The 22,633-nt window shown below is 76.7% G+C and carries 15 protein-coding genes; 9 read left to right on the top strand and 6 right to left on the bottom strand.

From position 1 onward, the window contains the following. Position 1: 1 nt before the first annotated feature. Positions 2-661, top strand: a complete 660-nt coding sequence (locus ACFY2K_RS17600; protein WP_380589290.1) for a maleylpyruvate isomerase family mycothiol-dependent enzyme — start codon at positions 2-4, stop codon at positions 659-661. 65 nt (positions 662-726) lie between these two features. Here ACFY2K_RS17600 and ACFY2K_RS17605 read toward each other — a convergent pair whose 3' ends face one another. After that, the gene (locus ACFY2K_RS17605) at positions 727-1,179 is read right to left on the bottom strand and encodes a peptidoglycan-binding protein (protein WP_380644310.1); all 453 of its coding nucleotides are present in this window, start codon (positions 1,177-1,179) and stop codon (positions 727-729) included. A gap of 185 nt (positions 1,180-1,364) precedes the next feature. Beyond that, positions 1,365-2,069: an SDR family oxidoreductase gene (locus ACFY2K_RS17610; protein ID WP_380523077.1), complete on the bottom strand. Its 705-nt coding sequence runs from the start codon at positions 2,067-2,069 to the stop codon at positions 1,365-1,367. Positions 2,070-2,434: 365 nt separating this feature from the next. Here ACFY2K_RS17610 and ACFY2K_RS17615 point away from each other — a divergent pair, with 365 nt between their 5' ends. The 8 genes from ACFY2K_RS17615 (at position 2,435) to ACFY2K_RS17650 (ending at position 17,776) form a co-directional block, all read left to right on the top strand. Next, positions 2,435-3,565, top strand: a complete 1,131-nt coding sequence (locus ACFY2K_RS17615; protein WP_387712276.1) for a PP2C family protein-serine/threonine phosphatase — start codon at positions 2,435-2,437, stop codon at positions 3,563-3,565. Between the two features lie 353 nt (positions 3,566-3,918). Further along, entirely contained in the window at positions 3,919-5,256 is a 1,338-nt protein-coding gene (locus ACFY2K_RS17620) for an MFS transporter (RefSeq protein WP_387712278.1), read from the top strand. Positions 5,257-5,361: 105 nt separating this feature from the next. Then, entirely contained in the window at positions 5,362-6,618 is a 1,257-nt protein-coding gene (locus ACFY2K_RS17625; RefSeq protein ID WP_380589297.1) for a non-ribosomal peptide synthetase, read from the top strand. A 251-nt stretch (positions 6,619-6,869) separates the two neighbouring features. Beyond that, the gene (locus tag ACFY2K_RS17630) at positions 6,870-9,962 is read left to right on the top strand and encodes an amino acid adenylation domain-containing protein (protein WP_387712282.1); all 3,093 of its coding nucleotides are present in this window, start codon (positions 6,870-6,872) and stop codon (positions 9,960-9,962) included. Next, a complete protein-coding gene (locus ACFY2K_RS17635; RefSeq protein ID WP_380523083.1) occupies positions 9,959-11,134 on the top strand; it encodes an acyl-CoA dehydrogenase family protein in 1,176 nt (391 codons plus the stop codon). The genes ACFY2K_RS17630 and ACFY2K_RS17635 overlap by 4 nt, the downstream gene beginning before the upstream one ends. 29 nt (positions 11,135-11,163) lie before the next feature. Further along, entirely contained in the window at positions 11,164-12,951 is a 1,788-nt protein-coding gene (locus ACFY2K_RS17640) for a non-ribosomal peptide synthetase (protein WP_387712286.1), read from the top strand. A 164-nt stretch (positions 12,952-13,115) separates the two neighbouring features. Next, complete coding sequence (locus ACFY2K_RS17645; protein WP_387712289.1) at positions 13,116-14,900, top strand: non-ribosomal peptide synthetase; 1,785 nt, start codon at positions 13,116-13,118, stop codon at positions 14,898-14,900. After that, entirely contained in the window at positions 14,897-17,776 is a 2,880-nt protein-coding gene (locus ACFY2K_RS17650) for a condensation domain-containing protein (protein ID WP_387712292.1), read from the top strand. Before ACFY2K_RS17645 ends, ACFY2K_RS17650 begins: the two co-directional genes overlap by 4 nt. A 147-nt stretch (positions 17,777-17,923) precedes the next feature. Here ACFY2K_RS17650 and ACFY2K_RS17655 read toward each other — a convergent pair whose 3' ends face one another. The 4 genes from ACFY2K_RS17655 to ACFY2K_RS17670 form a co-directional block, all read right to left on the bottom strand. Beyond that, a complete protein-coding gene (locus ACFY2K_RS17655) occupies positions 17,924-18,397 on the bottom strand; it encodes a hypothetical protein (RefSeq protein ID WP_380644880.1) in 474 nt (157 codons plus the stop codon). A gap of 25 nt (positions 18,398-18,422) precedes the next feature. Continuing rightward, positions 18,423-19,853: a VWA-like domain-containing protein gene (locus tag ACFY2K_RS17660; protein WP_387712295.1), complete on the bottom strand. Its 1,431-nt coding sequence runs from the start codon at positions 19,851-19,853 to the stop codon at positions 18,423-18,425. After that, positions 19,850-21,085 carry an AAA family ATPase gene (locus ACFY2K_RS17665; RefSeq protein WP_387712389.1) on the bottom strand — a complete coding sequence of 412 codons (1,236 nt, stop codon included), beginning with the start codon at positions 21,083-21,085 and terminating at the stop codon, positions 19,850-19,852. The genes ACFY2K_RS17660 and ACFY2K_RS17665 overlap by 4 nt, the downstream gene beginning before the upstream one ends. 127 nt (positions 21,086-21,212) lie before the next feature. Then, positions 21,213-22,577 carry a hypothetical protein gene (locus ACFY2K_RS17670; RefSeq protein ID WP_387712298.1) on the bottom strand — a complete coding sequence of 455 codons (1,365 nt, stop codon included), beginning with the start codon at positions 22,575-22,577 and terminating at the stop codon, positions 21,213-21,215. Between the last annotated feature and the right edge of the window lie 56 nt (positions 22,578-22,633).

Consider the following 22,633-nt stretch of genomic DNA (forward strand, 5'->3'; position numbering starts at 1 on the left):
CATGAACAGCGCGCAGCAGGACCACGGCGTCGAATGGATCCGCGAGCAGGTCGCGGGGGAGCGGCGCGACCTCGCCGAGGTGTTGGCCGGCCTCACCCCGCGGCAGTGGAACGCGCCCTCGCTGTGCGAGGGTTGGCGGGTCCGCGAGGTGGCCGCCCACATGGGCACCGGCTTCCGCTACTCCACCGCCCGGACCCTCGGGGAACTCCTCCGCTCCGGTGGGAACGTCCACCGGATGGCCGACCGGATCGCCCGCCGCGACGCCGCCGCCCTCACCACGGACCGGCTGGCCGCCGCCCTGTCCGAGCACGCCGGGCACCCCTGGCGGCCCCCGGTCGGCGGCCGGATCGCCGCCCTCGCCCACGACGCGGTGCACGGCCTGGACATCACCGTCGCCCTCGGCCTGCCGCCGCGCCTGCCCCTGCACCGCGGCACCGCCCTGCTGGGCGGGGTCTCGCCCCGCAGCCTGCGCTTCTTCGGCGCCCGGCTGGAGGGGGTACGGCTGCGCGCGACGGACGCGGACTGGTCGTACGGCCCCGGTCCGCTGCCGGTGGAGGGGCGGGCGGAGCACCTGCTCCTGGTGGCGTACGGGCGTCGGCTCCCGGCGGGCCTGTTGACCGGAGCGGGCGCGGAGCGCTTCACGGATCGGGCCGACCGGTGACACCGGCCGGCCCGGCCCCGCGCCGGGTGGCGCCCGGGTGTGGCGCCTGGGTGTGGTGCCCGGGATCAGAGCGAGTCGCAGTACCGCGCGAACGCGGCCCGGGTCCCGGCGCCGGCGTCGCCGTCGATGGCGCCGGTGTAGCCCCAGTTGCTCTTCAACCAGCGTTGCAGCGCCTCCACCGTGTGGGTCCCGACGATGCCGTCGATGGCGTCGGTGTAGCCCCAGTCGGCGCGCAGGAACCGCTGCATGGCCTGCCAGCTGCCGGTGCCGAGCTGGCCGTCGATGGCGCCGGTGTAGCCCCAGTACTGCTTGAGCGGGGCCTGGAGCTTGGCGGCCTGCGAGGTGCTCAGCCCGAGGTTGACGACCGCCGCCAGCCCGGCGGGCCCGGATTCCGCCGCCTGCTGGACGCCGGTCGGCGTCGCCGCGACGGCGGCACCGGCACCGGCCAGGCCGCCGACGGCGATACAGGCCACGGCCGTGGCACCGACGACCGCCTTCACCAGAACGTTCGAGCGCATGTGCAGCCCCCTTCGGGACACCCGTGGGACGGGTGACTTGTCTGGACACCGTCACTCTGGCACGGGTGCCGCCGCCCACGAACCGAACCGGGCCGGATGGCCGGTACTGCGCCCACACTGGCCGACCGGCGGAGCTTCGAACCCGAACCTCCGCCTCCACCGGCGGGCCGGGCCGGGGCGGGCCCTCAGACGGACTGTCCGACCGGCCGGATCACGACGGTGTTCACGTCGACGCCGGCCGGCTGGCGCACCGCCCACACGATGGAGTCGGCGATCTGGTCCGCGGTCAGGTTGAGGCCCTGGGGGGCGCCGCCCGCGCCCTCCCAGAAGTTGGTCTCCACCCGGCCGGGGGCGACCAGGGTGACGCCGATCCCGTCGGCGGTGACCATCCGGCGGGTGTTCTCGGCGAGGCCGGTCACCGCCCACTTGGTGGCGCCGTAGATGTTGCCGGGGGTGTGGACCAGGCCGGCGACGCTGCCGATCAGCACGATCCGGCCCTTGGACTCCTTCAATGCGGCCAGCGAGGACCGGATGAGCAGGGCCGGGCCGAGCACGTTGGTGAGGACCATGTCACGCCAGCCGGCCGGGTCGCCGTCGGCGAGCGAGTCGTGGGTGGCGTAACCGGCGTTGGCGACGACGGTGTCCAGCCGCCCGAAGGTCCGGACGGTGGCCTGGACGGCGGCCTCGACGGCCTCGTGGTCGGCGGCGTCGGCGGCGACGGTGAGCAGGGTGTCCGGCTTCGCGGCCGCCTCCTCCGCGAAGCGGGCGAGCCGGGAGCCGTCGCGGCCGGTGACGGCCACCCGGTGGCCCTCGGCGAGCAGTCGGCGGGCGGTGGCGGCGCCGATGCCGCTCGAACCGCCGGTGATGAGGGTGACGGGCGAGTCGGTCACGGGGTGGTGCTCCTTGTTCCTCGGTGTGGAGCGGTGACCACTGTCCCTCTCTCCTCACGGGCCGGAAGCTGATCGTGTCGCGTCAAACAACGTATTGATCGTTTGTCGTGCCAGGCAAGATCCCGCCGGGGTTCTGGCCGAAAACCTTCGGGTCTGACGCCTTGTCGGCTTCGATCCGCCGGTGGCGGGGCCCGAGGATCTTGCTTTCGGTGCCCGGCCCCGGTCGGCGGGCCGTCGTCGGCCGGGGCCGGTGGGCTGTTCCCGTCAGCTCGCGCGCCCCGCCGCCCTCCGTGCCTACGATCGGAGGAGCCTCCCGCTCGCCGGACGAGCGCAAGGGTGCAGGCGAGACGGAAGCCAGGTAGCCGATGGCCCCGAGGTCCGTGCAGTGGCCGCCGTACGTGCGGCTGGCGCCGTGGTTGCTGATCGTCGGCGGGCTGGTGTGGGACGCGCTGGACCCGGCCGACTACTGGGGCGACCCGATGCTGGCGGCGGCGGCCGTGCTGGCCGGGGCGCTGCTGCCGCTGCGGGACGTCGTCGCGGTGGCGCTGGCGAACGTGGTCGGGATCCTGGTGCTGTCCGTGCGGGACGGCTCGATCGGGACCGGGAACGGCTACCTGGAGCTGGTCAACACCGCCTTCGCCGCGCTGCTGGGGATCGGGGTGAACCGGGTGGTGGCCCGGCACGGGCGCCGGCTGGAGCGGGTGCGGTCGGTGGCGGAGGCCGCGCAGCGGGCGGTGCTGCCGGAGCCGCCGGGGCGGGTGGCGGGGCTGGAGGTCGCGGCCTGCTACCGGGCGGCCCAGGACGAGGCGCTGATCGGCGGGGACGCGTACGCGCTGCAGGCCACTCCGTACGGGGTGCGGGTGGTGATCGCGGACGTGCGGGGCAAGGGGCTGCACGCGGTGGGGGCGGTGTCGGTGCTGCTGGGGGCGTTCCGGGAGCTCGCGCACCGGGAGCCGGACCTCGCCGGGCTCGCGGCGGCCCTGGAGCGCACGCTGGCCCGGGAGAGCGCCGGGCTGGGCGAGGAACTGCGCCTGGAGGGGTTCATCACCGCGCTGCTGGTGGAGTTCCCGCCGGGGGAGGCGGTCGCCCGGACCGTGGACTGCGGCCACCCCGGGCCGTACCTGCTCGGCGGCGGCGGGGCGGGGGTGAGCCGGTGGGACGCGGCCGACCCGGGGCTGCCGCTCGGGATGGGCGCGCTGGGGGCGGACGGCCCGGAGGCGGAGACCAGGCCCTTCCCGCCGGGGAGCACGCTGCTGCTGGTGACCGACGGGGTCACCGAGGCGCGGGACGCGGCGGGGGAGTTCTACGACCCGGTGCGCGGGCTGGCGCCGCTCGGGCCCTTCGAGGGGGCGGAGCAGGCGGTGGCGGCGCTGGTGGCGGACGTGGCCCGGTGGACGGGCGGACCGCGGGACGACGACATGGCGGTGCTGGCGGTCACCCGGCGCCGGCCGACCGACCCGGCGGACGCGGCGGACGCGGTGGATCCGACCGGATGACGGCGGCCGGGCACGGCTCCGAACGGTTACGCCGATATCACGGTGAGGTTACGGAAGCTGCCTACTCCACGGATTCCGGCCAACTTGAGGGGTGTTGGCCGGTGGCCGGAAAGCGGGTGTCCGGATATCGGACGACGAAATGGACGCGCTGGTCGGGGGCCGTCCGCGTCGGCCCGGAGAGCGGCGCAGGCCTTGGCGGGCAGGCCGGGCCGGGTGCGCGCCGGGGCATAAGGGCTCGTAAGGGGGGCGTCGGGGCCGGTCGCCGTGGTGGCGGGATCCGGCCGAGCCGGGGATCGTCCGGAAAGGGACCTGTTGCTTGCCCCGTGTCGAATGCGTGACCGAGAGTCGCATCGATGAACGAGAAGCCTCACTCCCGTCAGGCCCGTCTGTTCGGCCACCGCGACTTCCGGCTCCTGCTGACCGGAGCGGCGGCGGCCCAGACGGGCAGTCAGGTCACCCTGGTCGCGCTGCCCTTGGTGGCCGTGGTGGTGCTCGACGCCACCCCCTTCGAGGTCGGCCTGCTCACCGCCGCCGAGACCGCGGCCTTCCTGCTGGTCGGCCTGCCGGCCGGCGCCTGGCTGGACCGGATGCGCAAGCTCCCGGTGCTGATCCGCGCCGACGTGGTGCGCGGCCTCGCGGTCGGCTCGATCCCGCCGGCGGCGGCCTTCGGGGTGCTCACCATGCCCCAGCTCTACCTGGTCGCGCTGGTCACCGGGGTGGCCACGGTCTTCTTCGACGTGGCCCACCAGTCCCTCCTGCCCGCCGTCCTGCCGCGCGAGCAACTGGTCGCCGGGAACGGCGCCCTGGAGACCGTCCGCTCCTCGGCGCAGATCGCCGGGCCGGGCCTGGGCGGCGGACTGGTCCAGCTGCTCGGCGCACCGCTCGCCATCGTCGCCGACGCCTGCGGCTACCTCGCCTCGGCGCTGCTGCTCGCCCGGATCCGGGTCGAGGAGGAGCTGCCGGAGCCGGAGCCCGGCCGTTCGCTGCGGGCCGAGGTGGCCGAGGGCGTGCGCTTCGTGCTCGGCCACCCGCTGCTGCGGGCGATCGCCACCGCCACCGCCGTGTCCAACCTGTTCGCCGCCGTGCTGATGGCCGTTCAGACCGTCTTCTGGGTACGGGTGCTCGACCTGTCGCCCGGGGCCATCGGCGCCCTGCTGTCGGCCTCCGCCGTCGGCGGGCTGGCGGGCGCGCTGTGCGCGGGGCAGCTGTCCCGCTGGGTCGGGCAGGCCCGGCTGATCTGGCTGGCCACCGTGGTGACCGCGCCGTTCGCGCTGCTGTGGCCGCTGTCCGGCGGCGGTCCCGGCGCCGTGCTGTTCGGTGTCGGCTCCGGCGTGGTGCTGTTCGGCGCGGTCGCGTACAACGTCGCCCAGGTGAGTTTCCGGCAGAGCGTCTGCCCGCCCGAACTGCTCGGGCGGATGAACGCCACCATGCGCTTCCTGGTCTGGGGCACCCTGCCGATCGGCGCCCTCGCCGGCGGGGCCGTCGCCGACTGGGCCGGACCGCGCGCCGCGCTGTGGCTGTGCGCGGTGGGCTTCCTGCTGGTGCCGGTGCCGCTGCTGCTGTCGCCGCTGCGGCGGATGCGCGACCTGCCCACCGGGCCGGCCGGATCCGGACCCGGGGTCGAGGCCGAGGCCGAGGACGGTGAGGACGACGTCCGACAGCCCGCCGTGAGCCCCACCGCCGCCCCCTGACCATCCGCCCCTGACCCCCTGACCCCCTGAACCCCTGACCGACGAACCGAACCGTCCGAGCCGACCGAACCGTCCGAGCCGACACCGGAAACCGGAGACCGTTCCGTGCACGCCAGCATCACCGCCGCCTACCTCGCCCGGTACCGCGCCGCTGCCGCCGACTCCCCGGTGGAACTGCTCCCGCTGACCGGCGCCCAGCGGCGGTTCCTGATCACCCGCCGACTCGCCCCGCAGACCCGCTCCGACGTCGCCCCGCTGTTCTTCGCCTACCCCGCCGACGCCCTCGACCTGGACCGGCTGGGCCGCGCCGCCACCGCCGTCGCGGCCGCCCACCCGGCGCTGTGCGGCGCCTTCGTGACCGTGCGCGGCACCCCCGTGCTGCGCACCGGCGGCCCCTCCGTCGAGGTCGCCCGGATCGACGTGGACCCCGGCGCCGGCACCCACCGGGCGCTGCGCGCCGCGCTGCTGGACTGGCCGCTCGACGGGCCCGCGCTGCGCCTGCTGGTGGCCCGGGAGCCGGACGGCGGCGAGGACCTGCTCGCCCTCGCGCTGGACCACGCGGCCTGCGACGAGCAGTCGCTCGGGGTGCTGGTCGGCGAACTCGCCGAGGCCTACCGGCGGGACGAGCCGCCCGCGCCCGGCCCCGGCCCGCAGGCCGTCGCCGACTTCCGGGAGGCCGTCGAACTCCAGCTGGCCGCGGAGGAGTCCGCCGCCGGTCCCGCCGCCCAGGCCCACTGGGGGCGCCGGCTCGGCGGTCTGAGCGGGGCGGGCGGCGGCGCCGCGCGGACCACCGGCATGCTGGTCGAGCGGCTGCCCGCCGTCCCGGCGAGCGCCCGCGGCGCGATCTTCCCCGCCCTGCTGGACGCCGTCGGCGCCGCCGCCCGGCGGCTGCACCGCGTGGACGGCCCGCTCGCGCTCGGCTACCCGTGGGGCGGCCGCCCGCCCGGCGCGCCCGCCGCGCTCGGCTGTTTCCTCAACACCCTGGTGCACGCCGTGCCCACCCGGCCCGCCACCGACCTGGAAGCGCTCTGCGACGACTGGTGGGACGACCTCGACCACGCCGGAACGCCCTTCGACGAGGTGGTTCGGGCCGCCCGGGTCGCCGGTTCGCCCTGGTCCGGCGGGCTGGACGCGATGCTCACCTTCGAGGACCTCCAGCGCCGCCCGCCGCTGGTACTCGGCGGCGTCCCCGGCCGCGAGGTCCACCTCGGCGGGCGCCCGCTCGCCGCGCCGACGGCCGTCTCCGCCTCCCACGGCGAGGAGCTGACGGTCCGCCTGGCCTGGGACGACGAGCGCTTCCCGGCCGCCGACGCGGAGGCCGCCTTCGCCGACCTGCTGGCCGTGCTGAGCCGCCACCTCTGACCGCCACCTCCGGCCACCCACGCCCGGCCACCCTCCTCCGGCCGCCACCCCTCACCGTCGCCTCCAGCCGTCACCCCTGGACGCCACGGCCCCTCAGACCCCATCCTCCCCAAGGACCACATCCACTCCAAGGACCCCGGGCCGCACCCTCACCCCGGTGCGGCCCGCCCCCACCGGCCGCGTCGGGACCACCCCACGCCCGCGCCCGGCCACCGCAGTGCCGACACGCCCACCACACAAGGGAATCATCCATGTTCGCACTCTCTCCGTCGCAGGAGATCGTCTGGCTGCACGAGCAGATGCAGCCGGGCAGCCGCGCCTACAACTTCACCGGCGTCCTCGACCTGTGGGGCACCCTCGACCGGGACGCCCTGCACGCCGGCCTCACCGCCGTGCTGGCCCAGCACCCCGGCCTGCGCCTGGAGTTGGTGGCCCGGGCGGAGGGCCTGCCCGGCCAGCGGGTCGCCGAGGACTGCCCGCCGGAGCTGCGGCACAGCGACTTCACCGCCGAGGCCGACCCGGAGGCCGTGTTCCGGACCCTGCTCGCCGCCGAGGCCGAGGAGCCGCTGGACACCGAGCGGGCGCCGCTGCTGCGCTGGCACCTGGTCAAGCTCGCCGACGACCACCACCGGCTGATCCACGTCGAGCACCACCTCGTCCACGACGGCCACTCCTTCGCGATCTTCCTGCGCGACCTGTTCACCGTCTACCGCGCCCACGTCCTCGGCGAGTCCTACGAGTTGGCCACCGCCCCCTCGTACGAGCAGCACGCCCGCACCGAGGCCGACCCGCAGGCCCGCGAGCGCGCCCTCGCCTTCTGGACCAAGGAGCTGGCCGACGCCCCGCGCGAGGTCACCCTGCCCGGGCTGGCCCACCCCGGCGTCGAGCGCCGCCACCGCGGCGGGCAGCTGCGCCAGTCGATCGGCGCCGACCTCGCCGAGCGGCTGCGCGAGCGCAGCCGGACCGACGGCCACACCCCGTTCAGCACCCTGCTCGCCCTGTTCGCCGAACTGCTGCGCCGGCACAGCGGCCACCGCGAGGTCACCGTCGGCACCGCCGTCGGCAACCGCCCCGAGGGCTTCGAGGGCACCGTCGGGATGTTCGTCAACACCGTGCCGCTGCGCCTGCGGCTCGACCCGGCCGCCTCCGGCACCGAGGCCGTCGACGAGGTCACCGACGTCCTGATGCGCGCCCTGCCCTACCAGGACCTGCCGGTGCAGGAGCTCACCCGCCGGCTCGGCCTGCACACCGGCGGCGCCGACAACCCGCTGTTCAACGTGATGTTCAGCGCCCACGACGCCGCGCTGCCCGACGTCCAGGCCCCCGGCCTCGACGTCTCGCTGTACGAGGGCTTCAACACCGGCACCACCCGCTTCGACCTCGACCTGGTGCTGCTGCCCGACGACCGCCGGGTGGTCGGCGAGAAGCACGGCGTCGCCGGGATGACCCTGATCTGGGACTACGACGCCGAGCTGTTCGGCGAGGCCAGGGCCGTCCTGCTGTCCGAGCGCCTGTTGGAGCTGCTGCGCCGCTACCTGGACGACCCGGAGACGGTGCTCGCCGCGCTGGCCCCCGAGCCCGCGGCCGAGCCCGCCGCCCCGGTCGTCCCGGTCGGCCTGGACCCGGCCGCCGCCCACGACCCCACCGCGCTCGCCCTGCTGGCCGGAGCCGAGCGCATCACCTACGGCGAACTGGACCGCCGGGTCGGCGAGTTGGCCGACCGGATGCGCGCCGCCGGAGTCACCCCCGGCCAGCCGGTGGCCGCCGTCCTGCCGCGCGGCACCGACAGCGTGGTCGCCCTGCTGGCCTGCCTGCGCCTGGGCGCCGTCCACGCGCCGCTGTCCACCGAGGACCCGGCCGCCCGGCTGGGCCTGCTGCTGGAGCGGCTCGCCCCCGCGCTCGTCCTCGCCACCCGGCAGAGCGCGCTCGCGCTGCCCGCCGAGGGCGTCACCCCGGCGCTGCTGGACGGCCCCGCCTTCCCGAAGGCCGAGCCCGCCGCCGTCCTGGAGGGCGGCGCGTACGTCATCCACACCTCCGGTTCCACCGGTGTGCCCAAGCCCGTCCTGGTCGGCCGCGAGGCCCTCGCCGGGTACGTCGCCGCGGTCGCCGCCCGCTACGAACTCACCGCCGCCGACCGGGTGCTGCTGTTCGCCCGGCCCTCCTTCGACGTGTCGCTGGAGGAGGTGCTGCCCGCCCTCGCGGTCGGCGCCGCCCTGGTCGTGCCGCAGCGCGAGGTGCCCACCGGGCCCGAGCTGGTCGCCGTGCTCGCCGCCCGCGGCGTCACCGTCGCCAACCTGCCCACCAGCTACCTGCTCGCGGTCCGCGAGGACCTGCGCGAGGCGCTGCGCGACGGCCGCTGGACGCCGCGCCTGCTCGTCCTCGGCGGCGAGCGGCTGCCCGCCCGCGCCCTGGCCGGGCTGACCGAGGCCACCACGGTGCTCAACGCCTACGGCGTCACCGAGGCCACCGTCACCTCCACCGTCCACCGGGTCACCGCCGAGGACGTCGCCGAGGACGGCGAGATCCCGCTCGGCGCCGAACTCGACGGCGTGCGCCTGCACGTCCTGGACGAGACGCTGCGCCCGCTCCCGTACGGCTGCGTCGGCGAACTGGCCGTCAGCGGAGGCCTGCTGGCCGAGGGCTACGTCGGCCTGCCGGAGCCCACCGCGGCCCGCTTCATCACCGTCCCCGGCCTCGACGGCGCCCGGGTCTACCGCACCGGCGACCGCGGCTACCGCGACACCGAGGGGCGCCTGCGCTTCCTCGGCCGCGCCGACAACCAGGTCAAGCTGCGCGGCCACCGGATCGAACTGGAGGAGATCGAGGCCGCCGCCTCCGCCGAACTCGGCGGCCGCTCCTGCGCGGTGCTGCTGCACCACGACCCGCAGACCGGCCCCCGGCTGGTCGGCTTCCTGGAAGGCGCCGACCGCCCCGACCAAGCCGCCCTGCACGACGCGCTGGCCCGCCGGCTGCCAGGCGGACTCGTCCCCGCCACCTGGACGGCCGTCGCCGCGATGCCCACCCTGCCCGGCGGCAAGCCCGACCGCGCCGCCCTCGCCCGGCTGGCCGAGCAGGCCCCGGCCGAGCGGGAGCAGGACAGCGCACCCAGCGTCTTCGCCGACCCCGGCCAGGAGCTGATCGCCAGCGCCTGGCGCGAGGTGCTCGGCCACGACCGCTTCGGCGCGGACTCGCACTTCTTCGAGGTCGGCGGCCACTCGCTGCTCGCCGCCCAGCTCGCCGCCTTCCTGGAGCCGCACCTGGGCAGCCGCCCGCCGCTGCGCACCCTGTTCCGGCACGCCGTCCTGGCCGACCAGGCGCGCGTCCTGACCGGTGGCGCGGCATGAGCGCCCCGTCCGCCGTCCTGGAGGACGGCCACCGCGAGCTCGTCGAGGCCTTCGAGAGCTTCATCCGCCGCGAACTCGTCCCGCTCGCCGCCGAGTTGCCGGAGACCGCCGACCAGGTCCCGGGCGACCTGCGGTCCTACGTCCGCAAGCGCTCCGCCGCGCTCGGCTTCTACGCCGGCGACTACCCCGAGGAACTCGGCGGCGCCGACATGCCGTTCACCGCCGTGGTGCTGCTGCACCACGCCGCCGGGCGCAGCGGCTGCGTGCTCGCCCCCTACGCGCTGGCCGGCTCCGACGGGCCCAGCCCGCTGCTGCGGCACGGCACCCCCGAGCAGATCGAGCGGCACCTGGTCCCGCTGGTGCGCGGCGAGCAGACCCGCTGCCTGGCGCTCACCGAACCGCAGGCCGGCTCGGACGCCTTCCACCTCACCACCACCGCCGTGCGCACCGGCGACGGCTGGGTGCTGAACGGGCGCAAGACCTTCGTCAGCAACGCCGAACACGCCGGGATCGCCCTGGTGGTGGCCGCCACCGACCTCGGCGACGGCAAGGGCCCGACCGCCGGGGCGACCGCCTTCGTGCTGCCGATGGACCAGCCCGGCCTGCGGATCGGCCAGCGCTACGAGGGGATGTCCGGCGAGCCGCTGTTCGAACTGCTGCTGGACGGGGTCACCGTCGGCCCGGAGGCCGTGATCGGCGGCGAGGAGGGCATCGCCGCGGCCACCGCCCTGGCCATGGACAGCCTCTCCCGCGGCCGCCTGGTGGTCGCCGCGATGTGCAACGGCATCGCCGAGCACGCGCTGCGGATCGGCGTCGAGTACGCCCGCGAGCGGCGCGCCTTCGGCAAGGTCATCGGCGAGTACCAGCACATCCAGGAGCACCTGGTGACCACCCGCGCCGAGGTGGAGTGCGCCAAGCTGCTCACCCTCGCCTGCGCCCGGCTGGTCGACGAGGGCACCGAGGCGCCCGAGAACGCGGCGCTCGCCAAGCTCACCTCCTCCGAGACCGCCGTCCGCGCGGTGGACCGCTCGCTCCAGGTCCACGGCGCCACCGGCTGGGTACGCGGCCACCCCTTGGAATTCCTGTACCGCTACGTCCGGATGACCACGATCATCGAAGGGACCTCCGAGGTCCAGAAGGTGATCATCGCCCGCTCCATGGGCCTGAACTGACGGTTTCTCGTACGTATCTGGAGACGATGATGGAATCCCTGAGCATCGGCTACGGCCACCCGCACCAGGACGGCGCGCTCCTCGACCTGTTCACCACCTGGGCGCACCGCACCCCGCAGGCGCCCGCCCTGATCGACGGCGGGCGCACCCTCGGCTACGCCGAACTCGACCGCCTCGCCGACACCGTGGCGGAGTCCCTGCGCGGCAAGGTCGGCGCCGGAGACCTGGTCGGCGTCTGCCTCGGCCACTCGGCGGAGCTGGCCGCCGTCACCCTCGCGATAGCCAAGCTCGGCGCCGTCCACCTGCCGCTCGGCCCGCGCCCCGGCGAGAAGCGCCTCCAGGCCGTCGCCGAGCAGCTGCGCCCGGCCTGCCTGATCGGCGACGCCGCCGTGCTGCCGCCCGGCGGCGAGCGGCTCGAACTCGACCTGCCCACCCCCGGCCTGCTGGCCGCCCTGACGCCCGGTGAGCAGGCGAGCGTGCCGGTCGGCACCCACTACGCCGTGCTCACCTCCGGCTCCACCGGCACCCCCAAGGCCGTCGCCGTCACCGAACCGGCGCTCGGCGCGCTGCTGCACTGGTACCGCGAGCTCACCGGCCTCGGCCCGGGCGAGCGGCACAGCCTGCTGATCGGGGTGGCCTTCGACCCGCACGTGATGGAGCTGTGGGCCACCCTCACCTCCGGCGCCGCCCTGGTCGTCGCCCCCGAGGCCGTCCGCTGGGACTCCGGCGCGCTCACCGACTGGCTGGGCGAGGCGGGCATCACCGCCGCCGTGCTGCCCACCCCGCTGGCCGAGCCGATCCTCGACCGGCCCTGGCCCGCCGGGCTGGCGCTGCGCCACCTGATGATCGGCGGCGACCGGCTGCGCCGCGCCCCCGGGGCGGAGGTCACCGCCACCGTCCACAACGCGTACGGCCCCGCCGAGGCCACCGTCGCCACCACGGTGCACACCATGGCGCCCGGCGGCGACCACGGCGCCGACGCGCCGCCGATCGGCCTGCCGATCGCCGGCGCCGTCGTGCTGGTCACCGACGAGGAGGGCAACCCGGTGCCCAGAGGGACGGCCGGGGAGCTGCGGATCGGCGGCCGGGGCCTGGCCGCCGGCTACCTCGACCCCGAGCTGACCGCCCGCCGCTTCGTCCAGGCGCCCCCCGGGGTGGACGGCACCGACCGGGTCTACCGCACCGGCGACCGGGTGGTGATGCGCGCCGACGGCGTGCTGGAGTTCCACGGCCGGCTGGACGACCAGGTCAAGGTCAGCGGGGTGCGGATCGAACCCGCCGAGGTGGAGGCCGCCTTCGAGCGCGACGACCGGGTCCGCCGCGCGGTGGTCGCCGCCGAGACCGCGGCCACCGGCGGCGTCCGGCTGCTCGCCTTCGTCCAGGCCGAGCCCGACGCCGAACCGGCGAGCCTGCTGGAGGCCGTCCGGCCCTGGCTGCCCGAGCAGGCCGTGCCCTCGGCCGTACGGCTGGTCGAGACCTTCCCGCTGGACCCCAACGGCAAGGTGGACCGCGCGGCGCTGCTGGCCGCGCTCGCCGCCGAGCCCGAGGCCCCGGCGGCCGCCGGCGAGGACGGCGACACCGCGGTCGAGCGCACCCTGGTGAAGCTCTGCCGCGAGCTGCTCGGCCGCGCCGACCTCGGCCCGGGCGACAACTTCCTGGCGTCGGGCGGCAACTCGCTCGCCGCCGCCCGACTGCTGGAGTCCCTGGAGGGGGAGTACGGCGTGCGGCTGCGCGCCCCCCTGCTGCTGCGCCAGCCCGACCTGCGGGCGGTCGCACGGCTCATCGAGGAGCGGATGCCCAGCGCGTCCCTCGCCTGAGGACCCGGAGCCGTCCCGCACACCGGGCCCCGTCCGGCCCCGTGCGGGACGGCTCCGCCCCCGGAGCGGGACGGCTCCGCCGCCGCCGCGCCCCCGTCGCACCTCCCGATCTGACCTGCGGCGCCCCCGGCCCCAGCGCCGGGGCGCCCGGAAGGGACCCAGCCATGACGCCCGTCCTCCCCACCCTCCCCGCGCTGGTCGCCCGCCAGGCCGAGCAGCACCCGAGCGCGCTCGCCCTGACCGACGGCGCCACCTACCTCACCTACCGCGAACTCCACGACGCCGCCGGCCGCCTGGCCGCCGTCCTGGCCGCGCGCGGGATCGGCCCCGGCAGCGCCGTCGGCCTGCTGTGCGCCCGCTCGGCCAGGTTCGCCGTCGCCCAGCTCGCCGTCTGGCGGGCCGGCGGCCTCGTCGTCCCGCTCGACCCGGCCTACCCGCGCCCGCGCATCGCCGAGATGACCGCCGACGCGCAGGTCCGCCTCGTCCTCGGCGACAAGGCGCTGCTCGCCGACGCCGCACTGCCCGCCGAGCGCACCCTGGTGCTCACCGAACGCGGCACCGAGGAGACCGGCGCGGCGGTGCCCGACGCCGCCGAACCGGACGCGCCCGCCCTGCTCTACTACACCTCCGGCTCCACCGGCCGCCCCAAGGGCGTACTCGTCCCGCACCGCGCCGTCACCGACCTGGTCACCGCCCCCGACGGGCTCGCCCTCGGCCCGCGCGACCGGGTGCTCTTCCACTCCACCCCCTCCTTCGACGCCGCCACCTTCGAACTCTGGGCGCCGCTCGCCCAGGGCGCCGCCGTCGCCGTCTCCCCGGCCGAACGGCCCAGCGCCGAGGAACTCGTCCGCGACGTCGAGCGCTTCGGCGCCACCACCGCCTTCATCACCACCGCGCTCTTCCACCACCTGGCCGCCAAGGAGTCCCGGATCTTCGGCGTGCTGCGCACCCTGGCCGTCGGCGGCGAGGCGCTCGCCCCCGAGTACGCCGGGGCCGTGCTGCGGGCCTTCCCCTGGCTGGAGCTGTACAACGTCTACGGGCCCACCGAGGCCACCACCTTCACCACCGCCCACCGGATCACCCCCGCCGACTGCGCGGGCGGCCCCGTCCCGATCGGACGCACCTTCGGCGGCGCCCGCGCCCTCGTCCTGGACGAGCGGCTCGCCCCGGTCGAACCCGGCACGGTCGGCGAACTGTGGATCGGCGGCGGGCGGCTCGCCCAGGGCTACCTCAACCGGCCCGAACTGACCGAGGAGCGCTTCCGCGAACTCCCCGGCGGCGGCCGGGCCTACCGCAGCGGCGACCTGGTGCGCCAACGCCCCGACGGCGCCCTGGAGTTCCACGGCCGCACCGACGACCAGGTGAAGGTCCGGGGCTTCCGGATCGAGCCCGGCGAGGTCGAGCAGGCCCTGCTGCGCTTCCCCGAGGTCGCCGAGGCGGCCGTGGTGGTCCGCCGCGCCGGACAGGCCGACGCCGCGCTCACCGCCTGCGTGGTCCTCGCCGAGGGCGCCGGGGCCGCCGCCGAAACCCTGCGCACCCGGCTCGCCGAGCTGCTGCCCGCCCACCTGGTCCCCACCGCCTGGGCCGTCCTGCCCGCACTGCCGCTCAACGGCAGCGGCAAGATCGACCGCCGCGCGCTCGCCGCCGCCCCGGACCCGGCGGCGGAGCGCACCGGCGTCGAGGTCGACCTCACCCCGATCCAGCGGGTCGTCGCCGAGGCCTGGAGCCGCGCCCTGGAACGCCCGATCACCGACCCGGCCGCCGACTTCCTCGCCGAGGGCGGCCACTCGCTGCTCGCCATGTGGGTCGTCGACGACCTCGCCGGCGAGTTCGGCATCGACCTGTCCCTCGCCGACTTCCTCGGCCACCCCACCGTGGCCGGCCAGGCCGAACTACTGGAACGCGCCCTGCGGGACGCCGACGACACCCAGGGAGCACCCCAGCGATGAGCAACGACCAGAACGACCTGCTGCGGCGCGCCCGCAACCGCCGCACCGCCCTCGCCCCGCAGCGCCCGGCCGCCGCCGCCGACGTCGACGCCGGCCCGGCCCCGCTCTCCCACGCCCAGCAGCGGATGTGGCTGATGGAGCACCTCGGCCAGGGCGGCGCCCTCTACAACGTCCCGATCGCCACCCGGCTGCGCGGACCGCTCGACCGGGCCGCCCTCGCCACCGCGCTCACCGGACTCACCGAGCGGCACGCCGTCCTGCGCACCCGCTACCCGCGCCGCGGCGAACAGCCCTACCAGCACCTCGAAGCGGCCGGCCCCGTCCCGCTGGCCGTCCTGGACGCCACCGGCGACGGCACCGGGCAGCTGGCCGCCGAGGCCGCCCGCCCCTTCGACCTCACCGACGGGCCGGTGCTGCGCGCGCTGCTGCTGCGCCACGCGCCCGAGGACCACACCCTGCTGCTGACGATCCACCACATCGCCGTCGACGGCGGCTCGCTGCCCGTCCTGGCCGCCGACCTCGCCGAGCTGTACGCCGCCGCCCGCGACGGCGTCGAACCCCGGCTCCCGGCGCCCGGCATGCCGTACGCCGAGTACGCCCGCCAGGAGCGCGCCCGCGACACCGAACTCACCGCCGCCGCCGACGCCCTGGCCGCCCGGCTGGCCGGCGCCCGCCCGCTGCCGCTGCTGCGGCCGGTCGCCCCCGGCGCCCGCGACCGCCGGGCCGGCCTGCACGCCGTGCCCCTCGACCCCGCCACCGTCGAGGGCCTGCGGCAGCTCGGCGCCCGGCACGGCGCCACCCTGTTCGCCGTCGTCCTCACCGCCGCCTTCGCCACCCTGCGCACCGCCGGCGGCCAGGACGACCTCACCCTCGGCTGCGCCAGCGGCCACCGGGCCCGCCCCGAACTGCGCCGCACCGTCGGCCTGGGCGTCAACACCCTCGCGGTGCGCGCCGAACCCGCCGGGGACGCCTCCTTCGCCGAGGCGCTCGCCCTGGTGCGCGGCGCCCTGCTGGAGGCCCAGCAGCACCACCAGGTGCCCTTCGACCTGGTGGTCGAGCGGCTCGGCGCGGCGGCGCGCGGCGCCGACGGCACCCCGCTGCTGTCGGCCAGCTGCGACCTGGTCCAGCCCGCGACCGCCCTGACGCTGCCCGGCCTGGACGCCGAACACGTCGACGTCGACCTGGAACTCGCCAAGTTCGACCTCACCCTGGTCCTGGAGGAGGGCCCGCGGCCGCGCTGCCTGGTCCAGCACGACCACGCGGCCCTGGACGGCGCCACCGCCGCCCGACTGGCCGAGGCCTTCGCCGCCGTGCTCCGCGCGGTCGTCGAGGACGCGGACCGCCCGCTCGCCGAACTCCCCGGCGAACTGCTGGCCCGCGCCGACCGGCACCCGGTGCTGGAAGCCCTGGCGGCCCACCCCGGGGTGGCCGACGCGGCCGTGGTGGAGACCGCCGACGGCCCGCCGCTCGCCTACGCGGTGGTCCGCGGCGCGGTCGCCCCCAGCGGCACCGACCTGCGCGCCCGGCTCCGGGCCGCCGTCCCCGCCGCCGAACTCCCGCTGGCCGTCACCCTGCTGGACCACATCCCGCGCGGCGCGGACGGCGCCGTCGACCGCGGCCGCCTGCCCGGCGCCGCCGTCACCGCGGCCCGCGCCGCTGCCGCCACTCCCGCCGGCCGGGCCGAGGCGGCCCGCGCCACGGTCGCGACCGGCCCGCTCGACCTGGTCCGCACCGCCTTCGGCGAACTGCTCGGCAGCGTCCCGCCCGCCGACGGCGACTTCTTCGCCCTCGGCGGCCACTCGCTGATCGCCGTCCAGCTCGCCGAACGCCTGCGCACCCGCGTCGGCGTGCCGCTCACCGGCCTCGACATCCTGGAGCACCGCACCCCGCGCGCCCTCGCCGCCCTGCTCGCCGCCCGCGAGGAGGAACGCCGCGCCGCCCTCACCCGCGTCGACGGCCTCCACAGCACCGAGCCGCGCACCGGCACCGTGCTGCTCACCGGCGCCACCGGCGGCGTCGGCGCCGCCGTGCTCCAGGAACTGATGGCCCAGGGGCGGCCGGTACGCGTCCTGGTCCGCCCCGAGTCGGCCCACCTGCCGGCCCTGCACGGCGCCGAGATCGCCGAGGGCGACCTCGCCGACCTCGACAGCCTCCAGCGCGCCGTCAAGGGCGTGGACGCCGTCATCCACTCCGCCTGCACCTTCACCGACCACGAGGTCGACACGGCCGCCATGCGCGCCCTGCTGGACGGCTGGTCCGGCGGCCCGTTCGTCTTCGTCAGCAGCATCGACGCCTACGGGCGCCCGCCCGGCACCGAGGTCGCCGAGGGAGGCCCCAGCGGCGCACCCGTCACCGCCTACGGGCAGGCCAAGCTCGACTGCGAGCGGATGCTGTTCGAGACCGCCGAGGCCACCGGCCACGGCCCGGCCACCGTGGTGCGCGCCCCCATCGTCTGGGGCCCGCACCACCGCCTGCGCGACCAGCTCCGCTGGGGCTCCACCGGCGACCTCTACCAGGCCGCCCTGGCCGGCCGCCCGATCGCCCTGCCGGCCGCCGCCGACGGCGAGCCGCAGGAGTGGCACGGCGCCGCCTGGGTGCACTCCGCCGCCCTGGCCCGCGCCCTCGCCGCCTGTGCCCTGCCCGACGGCCCCGCCGCCGGCCGGATCGTCAACGCGATCACCGGGCACGTCTCCTGGGCGGAGTTCGGCACCGAGCTGATCCGGCTGCTCGGCTCGGACAGCGTCCTGGACCTGCGCCCCGACGCCGACCCCGAGCTGCGCCGCCCGTGGCACTACCGGGCGGAGACCCTCGCGGCCGCGCTCCAGCCGGAGCCGGGCGAGGACTGGCGCAGCGTGCTGGCGGCCATGGTGGGCTGACGGCGCCCCCGTCAGGCGGCGCTCGGTCCCCGGATTCTCCCCGGGGGCCGGGCGCCGTCCGGCATCAGCTCCGGTACCGGCGGTCGCCGGCCCTCGGCGCGGCGCCCTGCACCAGCGGGGGCCGACCGCCCCTCGCCGGTCGGCGGCTCAGCGCCGCCGCAGTCGGGCCGTGGCCGCGTTGCGGATCTGCCGGGTCCGGCCGCGCTCGGCGAGGAGGCCGAGCGCGGGGCCGGTCGGGGCCGTCTCGGCGGTGCGCAGCTGGAGCCGGTCGGAGGCGGCGAGCAGCTGCTCCGCCTCCCACGGCTCGCCGAGGGTGACCGCCCGCAGCAGCGCCCACTCGTGCAGGCGCCGTACGGCGAAGCCGTCGGCCGCCGCGGCTCCGGCCAGCTCCCGGTGCCAGGCCGGGAACCCCGGGTCCGTCAGCAGTTCCGCCGCGCGGCGGTCCAGGTACTCGACCACCGCGCCGCTCGCCATCGCCCGGTCGGGGTCGGTGAGCACCTGCGCCACCAGCGCGGCCGCGTCCGGCGGTGCCACCTCGGCGAGTGCCCGGCGGTGGTGCGCGAGGCGCACGTGTTCGTCCGGGTGGTGCTGCGGGGGAGCGGCCCCCTCCTCGTCGTGCACGGGAACCTCCTGCCGTCGTGCCCCGTCAGCCGATGTCGACCACCCGGGCCCAGCTCGGCGGTGCGTCCGGCCGGTACTCGCCGTTGTTCTCGTCGTACCGGGCCGGGCGCCGGAACCGGCCCACCACCGTACGGCACGAGGGCGCGACCGCCGGCCAGGGCGTCTGCCCGTCCGTCAGCACCACGACGACGTCCGGCTGCGGCCTGGTCCGTAGTGCCGCCGCGAAGCCCGTCCGCAGGTCCGTCCCGCCGCCGCCGACCAGCGGGATGCCCGCCGCGCGGCAGAGCGCGCCGACGGACTGGGGGGCCGCGTCGCAGGACAGCACCGTGACCAGGTCGTGCCGGCCGCCGACCGCCCGGCCGATCGCCGCGACCTCCAGCAGCGCACCGCCCAGCTCCCGGTCCGAGACCGACCCCGAGGTGTCGATCACCACCGACACCCGGGGCGGGCGCCGCCGCAGGCTCGGCAGCACCACGCCCGGCAGCGAGACCGAGCGGCGGGCCGGACGGCCGTAGCTGTAGTCCCCGCCCGCGCCCGGCCCGGAGACCGCCGAGCGCAGCGCCGCGCCCAGCAGTTGGCGCCACGGCTGCGGCGGGTGGAACGCCTCCTCGGCCCAGCGCCGCCAGCCCGCCGGGGCATCCCCGGGGCGGCCCCGGATGCCCTCGGCGACCCGGAAGCGGACCGCGTCTTGTTCCTGGGCGGTCAGCCCGTGGGCGCCGTCCGGGCCCAGCTCCCACGGGCGGTCCACGCCGTCGGCGCCGCTGCCGCAGTCCAGCCAGGCCAGGTTCAGCCGGCGCAGGTCGAAGCGGAAGCCGCGGACGTAGTCCTCCATCAGCCTCCCCTCCGGCAGGTCGAGGCGGCTCGGCGTCAGCGCGCCCGCGGGCGTGACCAGGCCGTCGCCGAAGGCGTCGTCGTTGATCTCGCAGTCGGCGGCGATGTTCATCCGCAGCCGGTCCGCCGGACCGGTCAGCCCGAGGCTGCGGGCCAGGCGGTCGCTGCGCCCGTGGTGGTCGCGCAGTAGGTGCGAGACCTCGTGGACCCAGATCGAGGCGAGGTCCTCCACCGCGGTGCGTTCGACGAAGGCGGGGGAGGCGTAGCAGCGCCAGTGGCGGTCCACGCCCATGGTCGGCACCCGGCGGTCCTCCACCAGGTGGAGGGCGAACAGCGCGGTCGCCAGGTAGGGGCGGGCCCGGGCGGCCTGGAGCCGGGCGGCGTACAGCTTGTCGAGGTCCAGCGGGCGCGGGTCCGCCGACGCGGACACCGGGGTCCGCACCGGTAGGGACCCCGGGGCGGTCACCGGTACGGCCAGTGGGCGGGCGGTGAGCGGTCTGCCGTGCCTGCGGACGTCCAGCGGTGTGGCGGCGGGCCGGGCGCTCCAGCCGGTGTCCGGCGGGGTGGTGCCCTTCGGTGTGCTGCCCCCAGGTGTGCTCGCCCCGGGCGTGCGGCGGGTGCTCATCGGCCGGCCGTCACGTCGGCCCGGGCGGCCGTCCGGACGGCCGCCCGGTCGGCCCGCCGGGACAGCGCCACCGTCGAGGCGAGGTGCTCGATCGCCGCCGGGACCTCCCAGTCCTCCCGGCGCAGCGAGGCCAGCGTGGTGGCCGGGACGACCAGGACGTCCGGCGCGCCGGTCGCCATCGCCCGTACCAGCAGCGCCCAGGCCGCGTCCCAGCGTGCCCGCTCCGGCCGGTTGCGCACCGCGGCCACCACCCCGTCCAGCACCACCTGGCGCAGGTCCCCGCGTTCGGGCAGCACGGCGGCTGCCGGGTCGGCGAGCAGCAGCTCCGGGTCCGGCAGGTCCATCCGGTCCATGCTGGCCATCAGTTCCAGCCCCGGCCCGTCCCCGACCGTGCCCCGGACCAGTAGCGACAGCACCTCCCGGGAGGAGCCGGCCGCGGTGGCGAAGGCGATCAGCCGCAGCGTCATGTCCCAGCTGCGCGGGGACGGCCAGGCGCCGCCGCGCCGGGTCTCGCTGGTGGGCAGCCGGTGCACCAACTCCGGCCTGACCGTGAGCAGTTCGCAGACCGCCCGGCGGGCGAACCCGACCGCCGCGGACAGTTCCGCCGGATCCAGCTCCGGCAGGGTGGCGACCGGCCACACCCCGCCGAGGCCGCGCACCACCACCTCGTGGTCGTGCACCCACTGGAGGTGGACGAACCGGTTCGCCAGCGGCGCGCTCAGCTCCCACCCGTCAGCCGCCGAGGAGCGCGGGTTCGCCGCCGCCACGATCCGTACGCCCGGCGGCAGTTGGAGCGAACCGATGCGCCGCTCCAGGACCAGCCGGAGCAGCGCCGCCTGGACGGCGGGCGGCGCGGTCGACAGCTCGTCCAGGAACAGCAGCCCGTGCCCGGCCCGGACCAGGCGCACCGCCCAGTCCGGCGGGGCCAGCGGGATGCCCTGCTGCGCGGGGTCGTCGCCGACGACCGGCAGCCCGGAGAAGTCCGAGGGCTCGTGGACGCTGGCGATGACGGTGGTCAGCGGCAGGTCCAGGGCCTCGGCGAGCTGGTTGAGGGCGGCGGTCTTGCCGATGCCGGGCTCGCCCCAGAGCAGCACGGGCAGGTCCGCGGCCACCGCCAGGGTGAGCGCCTCCAGCTGGTCGTCCGGGCGGGGTTCGGTGCGGGTGTCGGCGAGCAGGTCGAGGAGTCGGCGGGCGACGTCGAGCCGGGCGGGGGCGGGCGTGGTCACGGGCATGGTCATGGTCATGGGCATGGGTGATCACCTTGGGAGGTCGGAAGTCAGTGGGTCGTTCGGCATGCGCGGCATGCGCAGGGTGCACGGCATGCGCGGGGTGCGCAGGTCGTGTGCGGTCGAGCGGTGGTCAGCGAGTGGTGGTGGCGATCCGCGGCGGACGGGGGAACGGGTAACCGCCGCGCAGGTGGCTGGGCCTGCCGAACCGGTAGAGCGCGTAGGAGGTCCTGCCGGCCACGGCCTTGGCCCGCCCGTCGACGGTCAGGCCGGAGCGGTAGAGGCCGTAGGCGACCCGGCGTTCGGCGGTCGCCGCGAGCTCGTCCCGCAAGGGGCCGTCGCGCAGTGACGCCTGTCGGCCGAGCAGGTCCTCCACCACGGCCAGGGCCCCGGCGGTGTCGCCGTGGTTCAACCGCTCCCGAACGTCGTCCAGTTCGGCCGGATCGCGGTGCGCCTGGTCGATGGCGCGCAGGCAGGGCAGCGGGGTGCCGGACAGCGCGGCCAGCAGTTCCTCGCGGCGCAGCTGGTCCGGGTCGTGGTCGAGTGCGGTCAGCACCCCGTCGACCACGGCGATCCGGTGCCGGGCGCCGCGGCACTCCACCAGCCGTTGTCCGGCGGGTGGTCGGTCCTGCCGCCCCGGTCGGTGGCCGGGCGCCAGTGCGGCCGCGACCAGGGGGTGCAGCCGGCCGGCGTCGAGCTCCCCGCTGTGCAGCAGGTCGAGGTCGGGCGGTACCCAGGTCGCCGCGTCGGGCAGCAGGGGCAGGGCCCGGAGGTCCCCGACGGCCGCGCCGATGCGGCCGTCGGGGGCGAGCACCAGCCGTTCACCGCGCCCGAGCCGGACCGCGACGGGCCCGGGCGGGAGCCCCTCGGCGCGCAGCAGCAGCTCGGCCTCGGCGGCCCAGCGGTCGACCGCCCGGCGCAGCCTGTGCGGCCCGACTCCGGTGCCCGGTGGGCAGGTTGGCGGACACGAGCCGGCCCTCGTCGCCAACTCACCGCTGCGGCCCGCGTCCCACAGGTGCCGGTGCAGGTCGAGCCGGTAGCGGCGGCTGGGGCGCGGATGGGGGTGCGGGGCCGGGCCGGGATCCGAACCGTCCCAGAGCGCCAGGCTGATCCGCTGCCCGTACTCCGCCCAGGCGGGCGGTGTCCGGACGACGAGGTGCACCGGCCGTTCGCCCGGGTAGCGGGCGAGCGGCACGGTCAGCCCGGCGCGCAGCAGTCCGGCGGGGGCGGTACGCGGCAGGTGCCAGCGCAGCAGGTCCGGCGCCAGGCGGCGCAGGTCCTCGCGGACCCGTTCGGCCAGGGTGTGCCCGTGGGCGTGCGCGACGTCCCGCAGGCGGAAGTCGACCTCGACGTTGGCGGCGGCGCAGGCCCCGGCCCAGTCACCGGCGAGTCGGCGCGCGGTGGCGGTTTCGATCATGGAGGGCGGCACGGCGTACTCGCGTACGCGCCGCCAGAGGGAGAAGCGGGAGTCATCCTCGTTCGCGGTGTGAGTGAGCATCAGCACTCACCTTGGGCGAACGGGACCTCCGATCCGAGAGCAGCGAAAGTGTTCAT

This window comes from Kitasatospora sp. NPDC001309 (assembly GCF_042896295.1).
Classification (GTDB): Bacteria; Actinomycetota; Actinomycetes; order Streptomycetales; family Streptomycetaceae; genus Kitasatospora.